Here is a 22,483-nt window from a genome sequence, read left to right on the forward strand (position 1 = left end):
ATAAAAAAATGCCTCATGTGAGGCATTTTTTTATGCTTACATTTATATTTTTCGTCGTTGTCTAAACCACGCTAATGACAACAATCCAAGCACCCCAAGACCACCCATTGAGCCACCACCACCGCCACTCGCTTCCGTATTGGTATTTTTAGCAGTGTTTGTAAAATACATCATCGCAGATTTAGACTCTTCAGCCTCTGCATCATAGATCACATATTCAATTTCATAAGGGAATGGACTGAAATTATTGCGGACTTCAACTTCAATATTCCCACCATAACATACATATTTTTCATATTCCCCCGGACAAGAACCTGTACGTTCTGGCTTAATATTAATGCCTGCATCCTGACGTACAATACGAAGAGCAAGATCCTTTCCATTCGCATCACGGTGAAATGCTGGACGCTGATGTTCTGCCGCGACTGTACTAATCGGCCCATCACCATCATCACTATCATTTGCCAGTGGATTTACATTGAGTTTTAAAGTGCCACCATAATTCAGGGTGTATTCATCCGTTTTGGCAATCGGTTGTATATTGCTAAACTCCGCTTTTAAAATCCCCGAAGATGTTGCCTGCGTAGCCTTACTCTTCACGCTATATTGGCAATAGACATATTCCGTGCTGGTTGTAGGCTTACCATCGGTGCGGTAAATCATGATTTGTTTTAAATCATCCTTCCACTCACAGCGTAAAGTTGGATCCGCTCTGAGTTTTGAGGTATCCAACACACCATCTTTGGCGCTGAGAACACCTACACCTAATACCTGAGTTTCAGTAATGGTATAATTCTCAGTGTTCATTTCTTTTAAAGCCGACGTTCCATCAGCAGTGTTGACCACAGCCTCATCTTGCAAGACAAACTGAAAGGGATCGACATAAATCGCTCGGTATTTTTGATGTAGTTTGGTTGCCGCTAAAAGCTCTTTATAACGCTTTAACTCTTCATTAAACTCGATCAAAAAGTCTGGATTGGTGTTTTTATCGGCGATTAATTCTTCCAATTCCTTAATATTATTCTCATACGCCTGAAGACGTTCTGCCTGCGAGGTATTTTTCAAATCAGCAATATCCGCTGCTGCTAAACGACGCAACTCAACCGATCCAATATCACAGCTGTTAGCTTCCGCAGGTGCTAACATCAATGTTCCGTCGACAATACGGTCTAGACCACGCTGGTCACTATCATTGCAGCTCAATTTACTGTTGGTATCTAGTAAATCAACTCCTCCACTATTCACTTTCGGAAAATACATTGGGCGGAATAAATTATATTTTGATGGCGAAGTTAAGGAACTGAGTAGACTTCCTATAGCCACATTTTTCACATCAATATTGGTATCTGTCGTACCATCGAGTATTCGTGCACTTGCTGCCAGTTCACATTGACTAGTTGCAGTATCAAACGCATTGTAACCTGCCGTCACACCGGCATCATATTTGTCGGATAGTGTCTGAGAACCGACATAGCGGCATGATGTATTTCCATTATATGCAAGTACATTGTAATACAACGACTTCGTACCGAAATCATCATAATCCAAAACGCTCGCTGCACTGTTTTCTACAATAGTGTTATTTGACAATAATAAATTACTTTCAAGACTCAGATTATGCTCTCGGGTATTAACGGCATACAAAATGCTCCCGTTTACGGTACTCGCAGTATTTTTTGCAATCGTATTATTCGCCATAGCAACTTTTGGATTACCACAAAAATCAAATGTATTTAGATTCGATATCTGACCATTTGAAATAATACTATTCGCTCTAAACTCTATATTCGTTTTTACATCCAACAGCCCTGCATAGCATTGCATTGCAAGAACACTACCCACAGTCGCTTGGTTGTCTTGCAATACACTATTATTTACAGTCACCTGATGCTCACCAGGACCAACGAGATAGAGTGCTCCACCTTTTTTATCGGACTTTGAGTTTAGAATTTGTACATTATTTAAGGTTAATGCTCCACCGACCAGTAAAGCACCGCCTTCATCTGCCGAATAACCATTTTCTAGAATGACATTCTCTAGCGTCAAACTGGTCTTAGTAATGGTATTAAATAAACGTGACTTTCCACCCGCATCAATCCGTGAAGTCAACTCACCTAGGGCAGGATACTTAAAAGTGATGGGATTTTTTTCACGATCTAAATATGGGCTTTTCCCAAAAACCACCACTTTAGACTCGGGAACAATTTCCTTATTCAGTTTATACGTCCCAGCTTCTAACTGAATATAATCGGTTTGACCTGAACCCGTATTCCCAGCACTACAGCCACCATAAGCCTTATTTAAGCTGGCTGTTTTGATTGCCTCACGGAGTGAACATTGATTCATGTTTACATTATCTTCATCTTCAAATGTGTTGACATGAATTGTTCTATCTTCTGCAGCCATTAATGTCATAGCAGCTACCACCATGACACTCAATAATCCTTTTTTAAAGTGTTTCATGTTTGCCCTTTTCTTTTTATTTTCGACGCAGCAAAATTAAAGCAAATAACCCCAGTAAGCTCAGAATACCCGCGCTTCCCCCAGAGGTTTTAATTTTGTCACTTTCCATATGATTTTGCGGTTCTTGTACAATTTGTACATTCACTTCGACGAACGGAATATGTTCATCAAAACGTGTCGTGGTTGTGACCAGCTGTAACCTGAATATATCAGCACCATGCCATGCTCCATTTGGCGTGTAAGTAATATTTCCTAGTTCATCAATCACCACTTTGCCTTTGGATACCGTTTGCGTCTGCTGCACCCGCATACAACCCGGCTGCCATTCTTCACCGTTTGGCGCTTTAGCCGATTTGAACAAGCTTGCACATTCGGTTTTGGACAGTAAATCACTATCGCCAAGCAGATCTGCAACTGAAAGTTTAGCTACTTGCCCCGCAATCAGATCTTCACCAATTAAGCTAATGGTCGTTGGGACCTCAATCTCGATTGAACCACGGTCACAAAAGGTATTATTCGTATTTCGATTCACACCACGTTGATCTGAATTTTCACAGCCAATTAAAGAATCCGTTGTGTTTACAACCACTTTACCCTTGTTCACAATTGGAGAATCTAACCAATGCATCTGACTCATTAAAATGCGTGGACGGATATAGCCTAAAAATTTTTGGTTGGGAACAATATAAGGACACAATAAACTGTCAGCATCTGCAGACATGGTTTTACACTCACCCACCACATCACTGCCTGCAATCAAAGCGCCAGACCAAAACTCATTCGGATAATAACTCGCACCACTGCCACAGTCACTTTGCGTGACTAAGTTGTTCTGAAGAACTGCTTTACTTAAATCCCCAGCACAGTTTTGTGTGATGGTATTTTCAGCATTCCCTAAAACTATACTATTGGCCAGATAAGCCAAGTTTGTAGATGGATTGAAATAAATCCCTTTACTGTTTCCCACCACCGTTAAGTTATTCAAAGCCATGCCATCTCGGACATTGACGACATAACCTGTATTTTTCACAAAGGTACTACTGACCAGACGTGATGCTAAACTGGATAAGGTTGTATCTTCTTTAACAGCTGCATTATTGACAGAGTAAATATTGGCACTGCTTCCATCTGTTGTTTTATTTTCTTTGAAAACTGAATTATAAATCCGAAAAGAAGGCGCATCCCCATACAAAATAGCACCTTGTGCCGCTTGGTTTTGCTCAACCAGAGTAGAGCGAATTTCAACTAGACTACGACTGATACCATCTTCGAGCAAGGTTGCGACATTGTAAATCGCACCCCCTTGCCCTGCAAAACCACCTGTTAATTTGACGTATTCAAGACCTAAATATTCATTGTTATAAATTAAACCACCTTGATTCACACCGCAGTCTTTCGCACAGCCCTGTAGAGTAACCTCTTTTACTAACACACGAATTAAAGCATTCTCAGCATTATCAACCCTTAATAAGTTGTCAGAACCATTCATTTTTAAGATGGCATTACTTAAACCCTGAACAGTTTCTTCCCCCACAGAACTGTCATAACTTGTTCTGAGTGTTAAATCTTTTTTGATCGCAAGATGGGTATTTAGCAAATAGGTTTTATTTTTCTCAAGCATGACGGTGGAAATCGCATCTTTGCCCCCGCAGCCATAATAACCCGCCTCAGGCATACCCTGATTAATATAGTCGATAGCTTCGCGAAGTGAACATTCCGTGTCATTTTTGACAATATCGTCAGTGATGGTCACTTTAATATTGTCCGAATAGGCATGACTCGCCACCAATAGCGTAGCTACACCTATGCTCTTCTTGAGCATAACGATCTCCTTGCTTTTATTTTATCTTTTCTTTTTATTCTTAGATTGCAAAATCCCTGCAATATCTAACAATTTTTCGTACTCTGTCACAGCTCGGACAATTTCTCAAGTAATATTATGATTTACCGATATTCGTCAATTAGCGCATAAATTTGTCTGAGATTTGCATTACTCAGTTTGGTTTTCTCACCTTTTAGCAGTTGAATTAGTTGTTCTAAACTTTGCAATAATACCGAGGTTTGATGCGGCCCATGCGCAAGTAAATAATCAATAATCTGTTGATCGATATGAATCCCACGACGCGATAAAACCGACATCACTAATGTAGAACGATCGGCATACAAACTTCCGTTTGGTACTTTCACACTTACAGCTTGCGTCAGGCGAGATTGTAAATCAGGTAGTTCAAGTTTTAATTCAATCGGTGCAACACGAGAAGAGAACACCAATTGGCCGCCTTCTTCATTATTGTAGTTGATCAAGTGAAAAACCGCTTTCTGCCAATGCGGCACACCGCTTATGGCTTCGATGTCATCTAAAGCGACAAGGTCAAAACGCTCTAAAGAAGTAATTGCTTCTGTTGGCGCATCCAACAGTTCAAGTAGTGAAACTTGAATCGCTGTTTTACCCACATCCAAATAAGAATCACAAATTGCTGAAAGTAAATGACTTTTCCCAGAACCTGCACCACCATACACATAAAAACGATTCATTAAACCCGCATGTAACTGACGAATCGCATCGATAACATGCCCCCATCCCGGCCCAGAAAAATCACTGATTCGGGCATCGAGTTGGGGTTCAATATCTAGTTGCAATTGACGCATGCTGGTTTGTGTATCCTAAATTTCTTTATGGTCTATCTGATCAATCTTACTTGAATTTTCAGATGCTTGCTGAGCTTTTACCGTTTGATTTTTTAGTTCAATATCAACATCGACTTGATCGGTTTCAATCGTAATTGAACCCGCTGATGAATCTTGCACAACATAAGTAGATGTACTATACATTGGGCTGTTTTCATAAAACTCACGTGCATGTCTTAATAAGACCACAATCACAGCAGCGACAGGCAATGCAATTAACATTCCTAAAATACCACCCAATTGAGCACCAGCCAGTACTGCAAATACTACAGCAACTGGAGACAAACCAATTTTATCACCTAACAAGAACGGCTGTAGAATATAGCCTTCTACCGCCTGACCAATCATAAAGACTACGCCAACCAAGAGTAATTGCATCCAATCAATACCAAACTGGAATAAACTTGCAATCACTGCAGCAATAATCCCAACAGCAAAACCTAAGTAAGGAATGATACTGCACAGCCCAGCCACCATTCCAATAATCAAGCCCACTTCAAGTCCAATCAACTGTAAGCCCATTGCATAGACCACACCCAAGAGCACCATGACCAAAAACTGACCTTTGACAAAAGCACCAAGTACGCTATGGCATTCTTTAACAATCACTAAGGTCTGTTCTTCATATCGCCGTGGAATAAGACGACGGAAACTGTCCAGCATGCGATCCCAATCTAATAAAAAATAGAATGCAATAATTGGGATCAGTACAACCGTACCACCAATCTGAATGAAGTTCAGTCCAGACTGAGCCAATTTGGCAATCATAGCCTGAATACTGTCAGCACTATAGTTGGTCTGTACATATTCCATAATCGCAGCTGAAATCTGATCAACATCTAATTCCATTGGGACCAAATTAAAACTGTCAGATAACCAAGGGAGGAATTTATAATTTGCCCAATGTATACCTGAAGGAATGCTGTTCTTCGCATACATCAGCTGTTCCCACACCAGTGGAACCAAATACCAAAATGCCAATGTAATGACAACGCCAATACCGATAAAAACAGCACTAATAGACAACCAACGTGGTAAGCCAATTTTATGCAGTTTATCGACCAGTGGACTAAACAGATAAGCGACTAAAAATGCACCAATAAAAGGTAAAACAACAGGCTTGAGTAGATACAACACCCAGAGTATGAGCGCGATTCCTGCCAAAATAAAAATACGTTTAAGTGTACGATCTTGCATGCAATCTCGCCTTTGTCAGATTTAATCGTTATTGAGAAAAATATTTTAGTAAAGATAACATTTTAGCGCAGAAATAACATATGTGTTTCGTATATTCAGGTATAATCGCCCCGCGAATGCGGAGACTTCATTATGAGCAACTCAACTTCTACCCCAAACACTGGTTTAAGCTACAAAGATGCAGGTGTCGACATTGAAGCGGGCGACGCGTTAGTCGATCGTATCAAATCTGTCGCGAAGCGTACTACTCGTCCTGAAGTAATGGGCGGATTAGGTGGCTTCGGTGCACTTTGTAAAATCCCTAAAGGTTATGAAGAACCTGTTCTCGTATCTGGCACAGACGGTGTTGGTACAAAATTACGTTTAGCATTGAATTTGAACCGTCATGACACGATTGGTCAAGACTTGGTTGCAATGTGTGTAAACGATCTTCTTGTATGTGGCGCTGAGCCATTATTCTTCCTTGACTACTATGCAACTGGCCATCTTAATGTAGATGTGGCTGCAAACGTAGTTACTGGTATCGGTACAGGCTGTGAACTTGCAGGTTGCGCATTGGTTGGTGGTGAAACTGCCGAAATGCCTGGCATGTATGAAGGCGAAGATTACGACTTGGCAGGTTTCTGTGTAGGCGTAGTTGAGCAAAGCAAAATTATTGATGGCTCTAAAGTCAAAGCGGGTGACGTTTTAATTGGTGTTGCATCAAGTGGTGCTCACTCAAACGGTTACTCTCTACTTCGTAAAATTTTAGATGTGAAAAACGTTGACTTGACGCAAATCGTTGATGGTCGCCCACTTGCTGATGTTGCAATGGAACCAACACGTATTTACGTGAAGCCTATTCTTCAACTTTTAAAAGAAGTTGATGTACACGCAATGGCGCACATTACTGGTGGTGGTTTACCAGGTAACTTACCACGCGTATTGCCGAATGGAGCTCAAGCTGTTGTGAATGAAGCATCTTGGGAATGGCCAGAATTGTTTAAACTTCTTCAACGTGAAGGTGGTGTTGAACAGTTTGAAATGTATCGCACATTCAACTGTGGCGTAGGCATGGTCTTAGTTGTTGATGCTGCTGATGCGGATAAAACAGTTGAACGACTCAATAGCCTTGGTGAAAAAGCTTTCACTATGGGACATATCGCTGACAATGCTGAGTCAGTTGAAGGCGCAGACGAAAAAATCCGCGTGATATTCGCTTAAGCCATATGATTAAAATTGCTGTTCTGGTTTCAGGAAGTGGATCAAACCTTCAAGCCTTGATTGATGCCAATCTATCAGGCCAAATTGTGGGTGTGATTTCCAACAAACCTGAAGCCTATGCGCTACAGCGTGCTGAAAATGCAGGTATTGCAACAGCAGTCATTGAGCACAAACAGTATCCTCATCGTGAAGCCTTTGATGGTGTCATGCATCAACAATTGCTTGATTGGAATGTGGACTTAGTGGTTCTTGCTGGCTTTATGCGTATTTTAAGTGAGAAATTTGTCAGTGCTTGGGAAGGGAAAATGATCAACATTCACCCTTCTCTTCTACCGCATTACAAAGGTATGCATACCCATCAGCGCGTACTAAATACTGGCGATCAACTGCATGGCTGTACCGTGCACTATGTGACGGCTGAACTTGATGCAGGTCAAGCTTTGGCACAAGGTGTACTGAAAGTTGGTTCACATGATGGTGTGAATAGTTTGGCCCAACGTGTCCATACGCTTGAGCATATCATCTACCCGCAAGTGGTAGAGTGGATTTGTACACAAACGATTCAGCATACAGACCAAGGCGTTCTCTACCGCAATACCCTGATGCACGAGCCAATTCAGTTTTGCAAATTTTAAAATAAAAAAACGCCTCCTTGGAGGCGTTTTTTTTATGGCTACTGAAAAGTACTATTAAACATTTTCTTGAATCAGCGTCTTAATCAGAGCAACCGTTTCCTCTGGTCGCTCCAAAGGAAACATATGGCTTCCCTCAACGATTTGATAAGGAATGCCAAATTTCTTTTTCACTATTTGTGGAAAACCTGGACCAATAAAAGGACCTTTTTTAGCAATCATTAAATGCATCGGCACTTGTGGTTTGCACTGAGGCAGCCACCATAAAGAGGGATTGGTTCTGAAGATATGAACTTCATCCATTTTTGCAATCGTAAGTTCAACACCACCACGGACACGATCTTCCGTTAAAGCATAGTCAATATAAGCTTGAAAACAGTCTGAATCAAAGTCTTTATAAAAACCTTTTGGACGTAAAAGTTCAGCTGCTTGCTCACGGCTTTCCCAATGGTCACGACGCCGTAAAGATAGCGCTGCTGGTGACATGGTATCAACCATTTTTAACTTCAACATTTTCGCAAAGTGTAATGCAAATGAGGCTTTGCCCATGATCAAAGGTGGGTCCATCATGATGACTTGTTGAAATAGCTCAGGACGCTGTAACGCCGCCTGAAACGTCAACACTGATCCTAATGAATGTCCCAAACCAATCACTTTACGACCCTGTGCCTGACGAACAATACTGTCAATCACTTGCTGAGTTAAGCTTTTCCAATGGTTATCAATCGGGTAGCTTTTATCTGGCCCTAATAAAGGGACATAGATCACATCATACTGATCTGACAGTAAATCAAATAATTTCTGATAGACTTTAGAAGGCACGCCATTGGCGTGCGCAAAATGAATTAAAGGTTTCATTGGAGTTTCGTAGTCTGTTCAGATTGCATTTGATTTGAAAGTGAAGATGCAAAACCAGCTCCCATAGATGCACCTAAACGGCCTAATACAGCATCTAGTGGGCTATGTACCACCGTATAATCCATCGCTTTATCGGTATTTAGTTCACGTTTTAAAGTATGTAAATTACCAATACGATCAGCAATACCCAGTTTTACCGCCTGATCCCCTGTCCAGAAAAGACCTGAGAAGAGTGCAGGATCGTTCGACTTTAACTTCTTGCCACGACCTTGTTTCACAGCATTAATAAAATGCTCGTGTACATTATCAAGTACACCTTGAACATGTGCGCGCTGCGCAGGGTTAACGGGTTGTGTCATTGACAATAAAGCTTTGTTTTGACCAGAGGTCATGGTGCGGTCTTCAACACCCAGTTTTTGCATGAGACCATTCACCCCATAGTTCGGCATAATCACACCGATTGAACCCACTAAACTCGAAGGATTTACCAAGATTTCGTCCGCAGCGGATGCGATATAGTAAGCACCTGATGCACCTGTATCACCAATCACCGCATACAATTTTTTATCGCTATGCGCTTTTTTCAAATATTGAATTTCTTGCCAAATTTCATCCGACTGAACCGGAGAACCGCCTGGTGAGTTAATATTGAGCACCACCGCTTGGCTTTGTTTATTTTCAAAAGCTTTCTTTAATGACTTAATCGTGTCATCACTGTTTACGCTTTGCTCATCAGCGGCAATGGTACCAACAATATCAACTACAGCAATATGTTTAGATGCAGTTGCATCAGTACCACTGGTCGAACAGCTCTTGGTCATGGCTATCAGAATAAACAAAAGGTAGGCAAAAGTTAGACATTTGAAAAAGATACCCCAGCGACGTGCACGACGTTGTTCTTCAACTGAAGCTAAAACTGCTTTCTCTAAAAGTTTCCATTCGTTTCCTGTCGGCTGTTCATGTACAGGCTGTTGTTTCGGCGTTTCATTTTCTGGTTTTGGTGGCCAATCGGACATATAACAATCCAAACTTGAATAAAATTGCCCTCATTATATACACTGATTTGTAGAAAACTGTCGAAACCGTTTATTTTAGCCTATAATATTTTATGTTTTTATCCACATGTACCATTGACTCTAAAGAATGACTAAAGCACAAGAGCAAAACTCGACTTATCGTTTACTGCGTTTTGTAAGCAAACAACCTATTAAATTTGCACGTTTTTTTGCTAAGGGTTTAGCAGGCTTAGTCAATCTTTTAAAAATCAGTAAAAACAATGATGCTCTCAGACTCAACTTAAAAATTGCGCTGCCTGAGCTGAGTGATGAGCGACGCGAAGTGATTGCGAAGCAAGCAGTACGTAATGAACTGACCACCTATTTTGAGTTTTTTAGTATTTGGGGTTCAAGCAATCAGAAAAATATTGAACGCGTCCAAAAAGTACATGGCGAACATTTGCTACATGAGGCGCTTGCTGCTAAAAAAGGTTTAGTCTTAATCGTACCTCATTTTGGCACATGGGAAATTATGAATAGTTATGTTGCCCAATTTACTGAAATGACCATTATGTACAAGCCCGTGAAGGATCCTGGCGCCGACTTATTTGTTCGTGAGGCACGCAGCCGTGAAGGCGCTCACCTTGTACCGACCGATGAATCAGGGGTACGCCAAATTTTTAAGGCGCTCAAACAAGGGGGAACGACCGTAATTCTGCCCGATCATACCCCAAAACAAGGCGGTGAAATGATTCCTTATTTTGGCTTTCCTTTAGCTTCAAGCAACCTGAGCGCCAAACTGATTCAAAAAACCAAAGCCAAGGCTCTATTACTTTATGCTATTCGTAATGATGATGGCTTTGATATGTACATTGAAGAAATGAGCGAAAGTATTTATCAAGGTACAGCCAATGATGGCACCTTCGTCATTCACCAAGCCATTGAGGACTTGGTCCATCGTTATCCTGAGCATTATCATTGGACCTATAAGCGCTTTAAGGCCAACCCTAAAATTCGAGCACTGTATAACCTTCCCTTTAATGAGGCTGTGACGCGTTTAGAGCAATTGCGTATGGAACAACAGATTCAGTCGACTGCAACCACTGTCGACTCTGACGTTGTGTCGTCAGTTCAATAAGCCCTGTAGGCTGCACAATAAAACCGATACTACCTTGCTCTACTGTTGTTAAGAGTGGGATATTTAAAGCTTTCAAACGAGTTTGCGTTACTGTACTTGGATGTCCATAACGGTTATTGAACCCTGCTGAGGCAATTGCTAATTTCGGTTGATAATGTTTTAAAAACGCATAGGCTGAACTATGTCGACTGCCATGATGCCCCAAGACCAATACATCAACTTTTAAGTCCGGATAATCCTGTAATAATTGAAACTCGGTTTGCCAGCCAGCATCGCCCATAATCAGAAAAGACTGATAAGGCTGTACATCCTTCACCTGTATATAGACCACACAAGATAGCTCATTTTGCTGATATGGCACTTGTGCCAATTGATTGGCTTTCGGTGACAAAATTTTGATTTCCACTTGTTCAGACCGGTGCCAGATCTGACCTTGTTGGCAATAGTTAAAGTTTGACGTAGTTGCCACATCCAATTGCTGATTAGAGTAAACTTGATTGATCGACAACTCATTTTTTAATGTGGCATAACTTCCACTATGATCTTGATCCAAATGTGTAAGTATTAGCTGATCTAATTTCCTCACGCCTTGCTTCGATAAAAATGGCTGAATAATTTGCTTAGCAACACTAAACTTCGTTTCATCATAAGAGCCACCAACGTCAATCATGGCATGCTGTTGGCCATGTTGCATATACACGGCTTGTCCCTGACCGACATCCAGTACGATCAACTCAAAAGGACTGTTTTGGCTACTAAACCCCAACAAAGGAATCAAACCTAGCACCAGCCATGATTTTGGTAGACTCGGTTTGGGCATAAAAACAATGATTAAGAGCAAAATCAGTAAAATGACTTGCCAAGTATTGAGCGCAATCGGATACAACTTAATCGGTAGTAGCGCATCCAGCACATTGAATATGCCCAATAAAAATACCAGCACCCAATCTGCCAACTGAAACAAAAGGCTGCTCAGCGGTTCAAAAAGATAAAAAGTAAATGCTGCCAAAACCTCCAGTGGTACAACCAGTAAACTGATCAGTGGAATAGCGACAAGGTTACTGATTGGGCTCACCCATGAGACTTGCTTGAAGAAAATAATCACCAAAGGCATCAGAGCCACAAATATTTTCCACTGCGACTCAACCAAAAATTTTAGGCTAAAAACGAGTCTTTTCTGCCAAGACTGCGGGCGAGTCAAATCGAGCCGAATAGTGGTTTGATAAATGCGTAAAAGTACAAAGCACGCACCATAGGACAACCAAAAGGCAGCTGATAGAATTGAAAAAGGATCAAACAGTAAAAGGAGGGATGCACTCAATAAGAGTAACGTCAAAGCTGAAATTTTCTGTCTGAGCCAAATAAACACACTTAAACAGAAACAACTGAGTAAAGTACGAAGTGCAGGAATCTCAAAACCGACAAAGGCACAATACAGCAATACGCAGCAACAAAATGGCAGTAACAATGCATAAGGTCGTGGGATTTTTAGAAAAATCTGTGGCCAATAACGATTCAGCACCTTTTGTAACAGCCAACACAGCATCACGGCAAAGATCAACACATGTGGCCCAGAAATCGCTAACAAATGACTAATGCCAAAACGTTGAAAAAAGTCTGTCGTCTCCTTATCTAAGAAACTTTCATCCCCAGTCAGAAGTGCTAGAATTAAGCCCTTATGGCTTAAGGGCTGGCTATAAATAAAATGACGAATGTTTAATCGCTGATGTTCTATACCCAGTTGAATTTTATTGAGTACGCCCTGCTGTTTTCTTAAATAATGGGTATAGCCTAACGCATAAATTTCTGACTCAGACAAGGGTTGTATTTGCTTGAGTTTAAAACCCGACATGAGATTACGTTGCAGATACCACTGCTCAACATCGAATACACCTTGCACCGCATAACTATGTGCAGGACGAATTTCTCCTGTCAATCGGTAGTATTTCCCAAGTTCCAAGACCTCTTGTTGATCTGAGATCCTTTTTTGAAAACCCAACCACTGCACTGGTTGCACATGTCGGTTCAAGACCTGTATTTCTTGCTGAATGGTCTCAGCACCCAGTTGGTTAATTTTTGCTATATAAACAATGACTTCAGCATCTTCAACTTTTGTTTCTTTATAGGCTAGACGCTGTTGCAAAGCCGATTGTGCATAATGATATCCCGCAGTTAAAAACAGCATGGAATAAATCAGTCCACATATAAACTGCAAAATAAGGGCGTGTTTGTGCTTAAAGAGAAAAAGCTGTAAAGGCAAAAGTAGGATGACTAAAATCAGCGCTGGATAAAAAAGGTGATTTAGAATGGGGATGGTCTGCCCCATCAATGCAATTCCTACAATCCAAGCAGCAGCATATAAAAATTTCATTCTTTTATTCAGTTATTTTTTTTATTGGCGCCATAATAAAGCCCACCGAAGTGGGCTTCAATAGATAGTGGCTTTATCTCATATTTTTATCGGCACTCAGCCTAGTCATTGACCCAAAGACCATCCTGCATATGCAAAATAGAATCGGCGGACTGAGCCAGTTGTTCATCATGTGTCACGATCAACATCGCCATATTGAACTCCTGACGTAAATCCATCAGCAGTTCAAAAATTTTGCTTGCTGTTTTCCGATCCAAGTTGCCTGTTGGTTCATCTGCCATCATCAACGCAGGCTTGGCCACCAATGCACGCGCTAATGCAACCCGTTGCCGTTCCCCGCCCGAAAGCTCACCTGGTTTATGGGTTAAACGATGCGTCAATCCTACACGCTCGAGTAAATATTCGGCTTGCTTTTGTACATCCTTAAAGTTGGTGCCTTGACGTAACATCAATGGCATTGCCACATTTTCCAAAGCAGTAAATTCAGGCAACAGATGATGAAACTGGTAAACAAAACCTAAGTGTTCGTTACGTAAATAACCACGCTCAGCTTCATTCAAACTGTCAAAACGACTGCCCTGCAAAAACACTTGGCCCGAACTCGGACGGTCTAAACCACCCAAGACATGCAACAAAGTACTTTTACCCGAACCACTCGACCCCACAATCGAGACAAATTCACCTGCTTTAACTTGTAGAGAGAGACCTTTAATCACCTCAACAGTCGACTTACCATCGGTAAAATGCTTTTCAATATTTTGCGCTTCTAAAACAATTTTACTCATAACGTAATGCCTCCGCAGGTTGGATTTTTGCGGCACGCATTGCAGGATAAATAGTTGCAAGGAAACTTAAGACTAAAGACAGTGACACAATGGTTAATACATCTTGCCATCTTAAATACGATGGTAAGTAATTGATAAAGTAGGCATCAAACAGATGCAGTCCCATCACATTGTTTAGCCAACCCACAAAACCACTAATTCCAGAGGCGAAAACAATGCCGAGAATCGCGCCCGATACCGTACCAATTACACCAATAATCGTGCCCTGAACCATAAAAATACGGGTAATGGTTGCAGGTGAAGCACCAAGGGTACGTAATATGGCAATATCCGATTTTTTATCGGTTACAACCATCACCAAGGACGACACAATATTAAATGCAGCCACCAAGACAATCAGGAAGAGTAATAAGCTCACCATAGCCTTTTCCATTTGGATCGCACTAAACAAATTGCCGTGAGTATAGGTCCAATTCGAGGCATAAAAACCACTTGGCAGATCCATCACAATTTCATCAGCTACTTTAGGTGCTGCAAAAATATCATCCAATTTCAAGCGAATGCCTTGCGCGCCATCAGGTAAGCGTAACAACGTTGATGCATCATTCAAGGCAATGTAGCCCATCATCGAATCGACCTCAGCACCAATGCTGAAAATGCCCACAATTTTGAAACGTTTAAAACGCGGTACCACACCCGCTGGTGATGGTGTTGCCTCCGGTAAAACCAAAGTCACACTATCATTTAAACCTAAACCTAAGGCATCGGTCATTTGTTTGCCTAAAACAATACCAAACTCACCTTTTTTTAAGTTATCAATACCACCTTCAACCATGTGGTCTTGGATAATCGAAACCTTTTTTTCATATTGAGGTTCGATCCCCGTGACCATAATTCCAGCCACTTGGCCTTGTGCCGTAAGCATCCCCTGCAATTGAGTAAACGGTGCTACGCCTGTGACGTGTTCCTTTGTCTCAATTTTTTTTGCAAGTTCAGGCCAATCTGTTAAAATTTGTGTTGAAGAAACAGTGGCTTGAGGTATCATTCCAAGTACACGTGTTTTCAACTCTCGGTCGAAACCATTCATTACAGATAAGACTGTAATAAGTACAGCCACACCCAGTGTTAGACCGATCATCGAAACCAGTGCAATAAAAGAAATAAAGTGGTTGCTACGCCGTGCGCGAGTATATCTCAACCCTATATACAGCGAGATTGGTTTAAACATACCATCTAGTCCGAGGTCATAATTATGGAAAATTTACAGCATCAAAACGTTCAACCAGAACGTCGTGTGATGTCACGAATCGATGCGGCCTTGAGAATTAACTATCAGATCATTTCTGATGATGTTGCCCTGAATGACCCTTACGATCCTAATTTTGTTTTACCGCGCTATTTTCTACTACTCGCAGAATTAGATCAATTTGATCATGCACTAAACTACGAATTAGAACAATTATCTGAAAAAGATCAACAAATTGCTCGAATCTTATCCCTATTTAACCAGAAATTAAACCTGATCACGGGGTCTTTGTACGACACAATTGTACAAACCATGTTACCTACGCCTGAACATGTGAACTTTTCAGAAAGTGGTTTGAGTTTCTATAGTGATAAACAAATTCAAGATGGTACTTATATCCACTTAACCTTGAGCCATCCTGAAAACTTCTTCCATATTGCCGCGATTGCACAAGTGGTGTACAGCAATGAAGAGGAAAATGGCAAGTGCCGTACGGGAGCATACTTTATTACCTTGCACCCGCAAGATCGTGTCAAATTGGCCGACTGTATTTCTTTGACGGTCGAAGATCATTAAAGCCAGAACCTTGGACTATTTTTGGCTTTTTAACTTTTGGGCAAGTTTCCGACTTGCCTGAAGATCTTTATAAAAGTAAACAAACAAACCTGACAGTAAAACCACTGCACCCAAAATCACCATCATCGAGAGTTTTTCTTGATTCAGCACAGCACCTATAAATAAAGCAATCATCGGTGTCATAACAGTAGTCAGCGATAAAGTCGTGGGTTGAATTTTCTGCACCAATTTAAAATAACAGAACATCGCAATCAATGACGCCATGACGACCGTATATAGCAGCGCCAAGCAAGTTTTCAAATCGGGCATTTGCTGCGGTGCATGCTGCCAAATAAAAGGCACAATACATATAGCCGCCAATGTCGACACCAAAATTGAACCTGTCGCTTGTGCAACGGGTTCAATATTCGCATTGACTTTTTTCACCCAGAAAATAGAGGCTGCATAAGAAAATACACTAAGTAACATCAGTCCAATCCCAAACGGATGGACATGCTGTGCTGTACCTGCAAGGCAAATTATCGCAAGTCCCAGCAGTGCAATACACATTCCAAGCCACTGCATCGCACTCAAATAAGTCTTAAAGTAAAAACGCCCGATCAACCCTGCCATAATCGGTGCTAAGCCAAACATCAATGCAATCATGCCTGAACTAATATAGTTGGTCGCCACATAGGTAAAAAACTGCGAGCCAATCAAGCTAAAAGAACCAGCCAAATAACTATGCCAAGCAACTTTATCGGTAGGGAAATGTCGCTTTAAAACCAATAACAAACAAATAGCCAAAGGCAGCGCAATGAAAAAACGTAATACCAACGCCCACAGCATATGTAAATCGGTCACACTCCACACAATCGCTAAAGGCGTTGTGGACCAAATAAAAACCAATAATCCATAGGTTGCCATCAGATTGGCTTTAGAAGACATAATCAGCTCAATGCTAAATGGCAGTTTTGCGTTTTTGCTTTTGAATGGTTTGGTCTAAAGAACTAGAAAATTCGCGTTTATCACGCTCAGAAATAGGTGGTGGCCCACCCGTGTTTACACCTGCTCCACGTAATGAATCCATAAAATCACGTAAATGTAGGCGGGCTTTGATATTAGCGGTAGTATAGATTTCACCACGTGGGTGAATTGCGATTCCACCCTTTTCAATCACCTGTGCTGCCAGCGGAATGTCTTGTGTCATCACAATATCATTCTCTTTCATGCGTTCGATGATTTCTTTATCCGCGGCATCGGCCCCACTCATCACTTGAATTGAATTTATACGAACGGAAGGCGTAATCCCGACATTTTGATTGGCCACAAAGGTCACTTCAAGCTGATAACGATCTGAAGCACGTAAAATCACTTCACGTAAAATTTTAGGCAATGCATCTGCATCGACCCAGAGTTTAAATGGCAGCACTGCACATCCATAAACAAAAGAAACTACCTTAGTCTAACAAACTCAGTGCTTGAGCATAATAGATAAAACCGCTCAAAATCCCTAATACAACGCTTGTGTCATACTTTTTAAGTATCAGATGAAAATACTTTACTCTTTTGTCTGTCAAATAAAGTAAGGCTTTAGTCTTTTTTGATGATTTTCCAGTAAAAATAAAATATAGCACTTGAAATATAGAAATAACCCTCGATTTAATAGGGATATATAACCTCATTCAATCGTGCATATGAACAATCAAAATAGTCCAGAAATAATCACCATTGATGACCAAAACTTTGGTAGCCACGTCGAGCATTGGAATTTACTCACAGATAACCCTGCACAAGATGTCCCTAAATGGTTAGGTTTAGCTTTAAATGCACCAATCATGCCGATGGGTTTATGCCAGACTGAACAAGATATGGATGCGGGTTGTTGGCTCATTCAAGGTCCAAGTCAAGCGGCTGTTCAGCTGACTCAAGTCATCGCGGTTGAAGACAATAAACCCAAGGCTGTTAAAACTGCATTTCCAAGTTTTAATAGTCCCTATAAAGTGTCTGCTGTGGTTGAACGCATCATTCGCGGTGAATCCAACACACAAGCCGTTTTACGTTTAAACTTAGGCAATAACAGCATCGTCTACGCTTATGACAGCTTATATAGTGTCAATCATGCTCAATACCAAAAAGACCAAACCTATATTGCACATCTCAATGCATGGGCATATGAACTAGAAGCGGTCGCAGAACACGAGCAACTGGTGGTTGATGACCCGGCATCGATTAAACATCATCGTGCCTTGAACGATATTTTGGCAGCAAACAATGGCATTGCTCCTGCAAACCTACAAGAACAGATTGATGCATGGGAAGCAAAGTCGGATGATGACAAAGAACCTGTGACTGTTGATTTTTCAAAAATGGTCGCTTATTTGTATGGCGAAAAGATCGGTCAGGAAGATGAAGCATGGTTCCAAGGGAATATTGTGGGCAAAACCAATATGCAGTTTATGGAACAAGACTACACTCTGCTTGATGTTGCCTTGATTCATGAAGACAACCAACCTGCAACACTGATTCGTATTGCCACTAAAAATCCAGAGTACGCCAACTTTAATATTGGACAATACATTCGCGGCAATATTTGGATTCAAGCCAACATTTATGCATTAAATCAATAATTTATAAAAACAAGCCAACGTAAACTATGCAAGATCGATGTATAGTCTGCGTTGGCTTTTTTATTTATATCAATACGATTTATTTTAATTTGAATTCATTTGTATAAAACTTATCCACATATTTTATTATCTCTTGCTATTTTAAATTCATTTAAAAGAACTTTTATCCACAGTTTTAAATTCAATTATCTTATTTTAACGATGAATAATAAAATCCTAAGTTCTATGACTTTCAGATAGTTAGTTATTGATAGCTACTGGCTTCTGGGTTAACAGAGCATAAACTTGAATATTTAAGTGATTATGTATAGTGGAGATCTGATTATTTTTAATTAGTACTTTATTTAAGCATTTTTTTATGTTAAAAATACAAACATGCAATAGGATTTTAACGATAATTAAATCGGAATAAAAACTTCCATGAAAATTATGCAAGAAGAAAATATACAGCATGTTGAACATCAATTAGAAAAGCGTTATCAGCTTGACGCTTATTCGTGCATGTTTTTTGTGTTAGGCATGATGATTTCTGCCTACTTCTTACATCAGTTCATCCTGTAACTGATTTCACGTCGCAGCCCAATTCAAAAAAGCCAACTTTGTTGGTTTTTTTATGTCTAATAATATCTGCTACGCCATATCACTGGATCATTCTTTCCATGTTCTACGCTAAGAAACATGGCACCCGCAAAATTACTTGTATCTCATAAACAAAGTTGCTCCCTCCCCCCTTTACTTGTCGCACTCACCTACCATCGCACAAATCGTTAAAAAGTTTTAGGCTTTTAGATATGCCTGCACTTACAAAATAGCAATTTTATATATAAAAAAACCTGTAAGTCTAAACTTACAGGTCTCTGAAAATACTATAAAAATTAGAACAAACGGTTCATACCATTTAAAGTCGCTACACGATATGCTTCAGCCATCGTTGGATAGTTAAACGTCGTTTCTACGAAATAATTGATGGTATTGTTTGGACTATTCATCACCGCTTGACCAATATGAATAATTTCCGAAGCGTTATTACCGAAGCAATGCACACCCAGCACTTCCAAAGTTTCACGGTGGAATAAAATTTTCAACTCACCCACTGTGTCACCCGTAATTTGCGCACGTGCCAAATGACGGAACGAAGCCTGACCCACTTCATACGGAATTTTTTCTTCGGTTAACTCTTGTTCAGTTTTACCAATCGAAGAAATTTCTGGAATGGTATAAATTCCTGTCGGAATATCAACCACAGGTTCTACACCCACTTCACCGCTCATATTTGCACCTGCGCAACGACCTTGGTCATATGCAGCAGAAGCCAGTGAAGGCCAACCAATCACATCACCCGCAGCGTAAATATTTTCCACTTCGGTTTGGTATTGATCATTGACTGTAATTTGACCACGGCTGTTTGGCGTAATACCCACATTTTCTAAGCCTAAGCCATCCGTATTTCCTGAGCGACCATTACACCACAAAATAGCATCTGCTTTAATTTTCTTACCACTTTGCAAATGTAGCACCACGTGATCATCATAGGTTTCAAGATGATCAATCTGCTCATTATGGCGAATCAAAACACCTTGTTGACGTAAGTGATAAGACAAAGCATCAGAAATTTCATCGTCTAGATAACTCAACAATTTGTGCTGTGTATTAATCAAGTCAACTTTATGATCGAGTCCAATGAAAATAGACGCATATTCACAGCCAATCACACCCGCACCATAAATGATGATTTTTTGGATCGAATAATCGAGGTCTAAAATTTTGTCAGAATCGAATACACGCGGATGGTTAAAATCAAGCGCCGCAGGACGGTATGGACGGCTACCCGTTGCGATCACGATTTGTTTGCACATGATCGTTTCTTTGATGCCTTCAGGGCTAAATACTAAAACCGTATTCTGATCTTGAACATAGGCACGACCGTGGTAAATATCAATTTTATTGCGGTCATAAAAACGTGAGTGTGTATCAACCTGTTGTTGAATCACTTTATGTGCATTTTGAAGCACTTGCTTCATTGTAAACTGGCGCCAGTCACCCATTTTTTTAAACATTGGGTCACGGCGATAACGGATAATACTCGATACAGTTTGACGTAAAGCTTTACTTGGAATGGTCCCCACGTGGGTACAGTTACCACCGAGCTGCTCACGCACATCCACAATCGCAACACGCTTTCCAGATTTGGCAAGTTTCATTGCCGCGCCTTCACCCGCAGGGCCTGAACCTAGAACGACCGCATCGTACTTAACGAAAGTTCCACCAACGACCTCTTTTTTACGTGGCATTCAACGCTCCTTCTTTAAAAACTTATTACTTATCTTGGGCATATTATGACGTAATTGCAGGCAATTTGCTGTATTTAGCTTACATATATTAAGTGATAACCACATTTAGTAAATGAATAGTATTTCCGCCCTATCAATTCGCATTTCCGCTATACTAATACTGCTATTTTTAGCATCTCCCCCGTCAAAAACAGTGGAATAGTTGAATATGTCTGAAAACCGTAAACCTGAGCAGGGTATCAAACTTCGTGGCGCAGAAAAGGTCGCGCGTATACCTGTAAAAGTTATTCCTACGGTTGAAACGCCACGCAAGCCGGATTGGATTCGCGTGAAAATGGCAGCACCCGAAGAAGTACAACGCATTAAATCAACCCTACGTGAACAAAAACTGCATACCGTTTGTGAAGAAGCTGCATGTCCAAACCTACCTGAATGTTTTGGTGGCGGTACGGCAACCTTTATGATTATGGGTGACATTTGTACACGTCGTTGTCCTTTCTGCGACGTGGCACATGGCCGTCCAAATGCACTTGACGCAGACGAACCACGTCACATGGCTGAAACAATTTCAAACTTAGGTTTAAAATATGCCGTGATCACGTCTGTAGACCGTGATGACTTACTTGACGGTGGCGCACAACACTTTGTTGACTGTATTAAAGAAGCACGTGCATTAAGCCCGAATACTTTACTTGAGATTTTGGTACCTGACTTCCGTGGTCGTATGGACATTGCGCTTCGCATTATGACTGAGTGTCCACCTGATGTGTTTAACCACAACATTGAAACGGTACCGCGTTTATACAAAGCGATGCGTCCAGGTTCAGACTACCAACACTCTTTAAATCTATTGAAAATGTTTAAAGAATATTGCCCTGACGTTCCAACCAAATGTGGTTTGATGGTCGGTATTGGTGAAACTGAAGAAGAAGTCATTTCACTTTTAGATGATTTGCATGCACACGGCGTTGACTATGTAACAATTGGCCAGTATTTACAGCCTTCTAAAGAGCATGCGCCGATTGACCGCTTCGTTACACCAGAAGAGTTTGAACGCTACACTGCGCATGGTCAAAAGTTGGGCTTTAGAAATATTTGGGCAGCGCCGATGGTTCGTTCAAGCTACTTCGCTGACCGTCAATACTATGGCGAACCTGTACCAGCAGTACGTCGCAAAGCAGATCCTGCGAAAAAGATTGCTGTTCAAACGATTGAAGCTTAATTTGCTGTGGTGTTAAACAGTTAAAACGCAAGAATTAAAAGCCCTCATATGAGGGCTTTTTTTATTACGATCTTCGTTCTTTATATTTTTCAATTACGTATTCATACATTTCTAACACAGTCATTGTTCAATAAACATCCTAATCTAATTCAAAGTCTAAAATAATCGTGATGCTACACATCACATCAAATTCATTTTATTACACCTTT

Annotated in this window: 19 protein-coding genes; 7 read left to right on the forward strand and 12 right to left on the reverse strand. The window is 40.8% G+C overall.

What is annotated here, in order from left to right; all coding sequences use genetic code 11:
• Nucleotides 1–42 precede the first annotated feature (42 nt).
• The 4 genes from PTT44_RS09685 to cxpE form a co-directional block, all read right to left on the reverse strand.
• The gene (locus tag PTT44_RS09685) at nt 43–2,463 is read right to left on the reverse strand and encodes a CSLREA domain-containing protein (protein ID WP_168159065.1); all 2,421 of its coding nucleotides are present in this window, start codon (nt 2,461–2,463) and stop codon (nt 43–45) included.
• A 16-nt stretch (nt 2,464–2,479) separates the two neighbouring features.
• Nucleotides 2,480–4,285, reverse strand: coding sequence for a rhombotarget A (gene rbtA / locus PTT44_RS09690; protein WP_168159066.1), 1,806 nt, complete (start codon nt 4,283–4,285; stop codon nt 2,480–2,482).
• A gap of 122 nt (nt 4,286–4,407) precedes the next feature.
• A complete protein-coding gene (gene hda, locus PTT44_RS09695; protein WP_058869325.1) occupies nt 4,408–5,112 on the reverse strand; it encodes a DnaA regulatory inactivator Hda in 705 nt (234 codons plus the stop codon).
• Between the two features lie 15 nt (nt 5,113–5,127).
• A complete protein-coding gene (gene cxpE, locus PTT44_RS09700; protein WP_168159067.1) occupies nt 5,128–6,348 on the reverse strand; it encodes a chloramphenicol efflux transporter CxpE in 1,221 nt (406 codons plus the stop codon).
• 132 nt (nt 6,349–6,480) lie between these two features.
• Here cxpE and purM point away from each other — a divergent pair, with 132 nt between their 5' ends.
• Together purM and purN are read left to right on the forward strand one after the other, a co-directional pair.
• Entirely contained in the window at nt 6,481–7,551 is a 1,071-nt protein-coding gene (purM, locus tag PTT44_RS09705) for a phosphoribosylformylglycinamidine cyclo-ligase (RefSeq protein ID WP_058869323.1), read from the forward strand.
• 5 nt (nt 7,552–7,556) lie between these two features.
• A complete protein-coding gene (purN, locus tag PTT44_RS09710) occupies nt 7,557–8,186 on the forward strand; it encodes a phosphoribosylglycinamide formyltransferase (protein ID WP_168159068.1) in 630 nt (209 codons plus the stop codon).
• Nucleotides 8,187–8,240: 54 nt separating this feature from the next.
• Here the strand turns inward: purN and PTT44_RS09715 are convergent, their stop codons facing one another.
• Together PTT44_RS09715 and sppA are read right to left on the reverse strand one after the other, a co-directional pair.
• The gene (locus PTT44_RS09715; RefSeq protein WP_168159069.1) at nt 8,241–9,041 is read right to left on the reverse strand and encodes an alpha/beta fold hydrolase; all 801 of its coding nucleotides are present in this window, start codon (nt 9,039–9,041) and stop codon (nt 8,241–8,243) included.
• A complete protein-coding gene (sppA, locus tag PTT44_RS09720) occupies nt 9,038–10,057 on the reverse strand; it encodes a signal peptide peptidase SppA (protein ID WP_148826360.1) in 1,020 nt (339 codons plus the stop codon). Before sppA ends, PTT44_RS09715 begins: the two co-directional genes overlap by 4 nt.
• Nucleotides 10,058–10,184: 127 nt before the next feature.
• On the opposite strand from sppA, the gene PTT44_RS09725 reads away from it, so the two are divergent.
• Complete coding sequence (locus PTT44_RS09725) at nt 10,185–11,174, forward strand: lysophospholipid acyltransferase family protein (protein ID WP_273795624.1); 990 nt, start codon at nt 10,185–10,187, stop codon at nt 11,172–11,174.
• On the opposite strand, the gene PTT44_RS09730 is transcribed toward PTT44_RS09725, so the two are convergent.
• The 3 genes from PTT44_RS09730 to PTT44_RS09740 all read right to left on the reverse strand — a co-directional run bounded on the left by PTT44_RS09730 (nt 11,074) and on the right by PTT44_RS09740 (nt 15,558).
• A complete protein-coding gene (locus PTT44_RS09730; protein ID WP_168159071.1) occupies nt 11,074–13,545 on the reverse strand; it encodes a DNA internalization-related competence protein ComEC/Rec2 in 2,472 nt (823 codons plus the stop codon). The genes PTT44_RS09725 and PTT44_RS09730 overlap by 101 nt on opposite strands.
• Nucleotides 13,546–13,646: 101 nt before the next feature.
• Entirely contained in the window at nt 13,647–14,330 is a 684-nt protein-coding gene (gene lolD, locus PTT44_RS09735; RefSeq protein WP_062034694.1) for a lipoprotein-releasing ABC transporter ATP-binding protein LolD, read from the reverse strand.
• Nucleotides 14,323–15,558 (reverse strand): lipoprotein-releasing ABC transporter permease subunit, encoded by a 1,236-nt coding sequence (locus PTT44_RS09740; RefSeq protein ID WP_004980646.1) that lies wholly within the window; start codon nt 15,556–15,558, stop codon nt 14,323–14,325. Before PTT44_RS09740 ends, lolD begins: the two co-directional genes overlap by 8 nt.
• A gap of 24 nt (nt 15,559–15,582) precedes the next feature.
• On the opposite strand from PTT44_RS09740, the gene PTT44_RS09745 reads away from it, so the two are divergent.
• On the forward strand, nt 15,583–16,152 hold the full coding sequence (locus PTT44_RS09745; RefSeq protein ID WP_168159072.1) for a PilZ domain-containing protein: 570 nt from the start codon (nt 15,583–15,585) through the stop codon (nt 16,150–16,152).
• Between the two features lie 15 nt (nt 16,153–16,167).
• Here the strand turns inward: PTT44_RS09745 and PTT44_RS09750 are convergent, their stop codons facing one another.
• Together PTT44_RS09750 and PTT44_RS09755 are read right to left on the reverse strand one after the other, a co-directional pair.
• Nucleotides 16,168–17,079, reverse strand: coding sequence for a DMT family transporter (locus tag PTT44_RS09750; protein ID WP_168159073.1), 912 nt, complete (start codon nt 17,077–17,079; stop codon nt 16,168–16,170).
• Between the two features lie 13 nt (nt 17,080–17,092).
• Entirely contained in the window at nt 17,093–17,563 is a 471-nt protein-coding gene (locus PTT44_RS09755; protein ID WP_168159074.1) for a YaiI/YqxD family protein, read from the reverse strand.
• A gap of 265 nt (nt 17,564–17,828) precedes the next feature.
• On the opposite strand from PTT44_RS09755, the gene PTT44_RS09760 reads away from it, so the two are divergent.
• Both PTT44_RS09760 and PTT44_RS09765 read left to right on the forward strand, forming a co-directional pair.
• Nucleotides 17,829–18,761 carry a hypothetical protein gene (locus tag PTT44_RS09760; RefSeq protein WP_168159075.1) on the forward strand — a complete coding sequence of 311 codons (933 nt, stop codon included), beginning with the start codon at nt 17,829–17,831 and terminating at the stop codon, nt 18,759–18,761.
• A 420-nt stretch (nt 18,762–19,181) separates the two neighbouring features.
• Entirely contained in the window at nt 19,182–19,322 is a 141-nt protein-coding gene (locus tag PTT44_RS09765) for a hypothetical protein (RefSeq protein WP_004693924.1), read from the forward strand.
• A gap of 314 nt (nt 19,323–19,636) precedes the next feature.
• On the opposite strand, the gene sthA is transcribed toward PTT44_RS09765, so the two are convergent.
• Nucleotides 19,637–21,052, reverse strand: a complete 1,416-nt coding sequence (sthA, locus tag PTT44_RS09770; protein ID WP_004693926.1) for a Si-specific NAD(P)(+) transhydrogenase — start codon at nt 21,050–21,052, stop codon at nt 19,637–19,639.
• Between the two features lie 208 nt (nt 21,053–21,260).
• Between sthA and lipA the strand changes: the two genes are divergently transcribed.
• Nucleotides 21,261–22,274 (forward strand): lipoyl synthase, encoded by a 1,014-nt coding sequence (gene lipA / locus PTT44_RS09775; protein ID WP_004693928.1) that lies wholly within the window; start codon nt 21,261–21,263, stop codon nt 22,272–22,274.
• Nucleotides 22,275–22,483 lie beyond the last annotated feature (209 nt).

This window comes from Acinetobacter sp. Gutcm_16 (assembly GCF_028649355.1).
GTDB classification, from domain to species: domain Bacteria; phylum Pseudomonadota; class Gammaproteobacteria; order Pseudomonadales; family Moraxellaceae; genus Acinetobacter; species Acinetobacter johnsonii.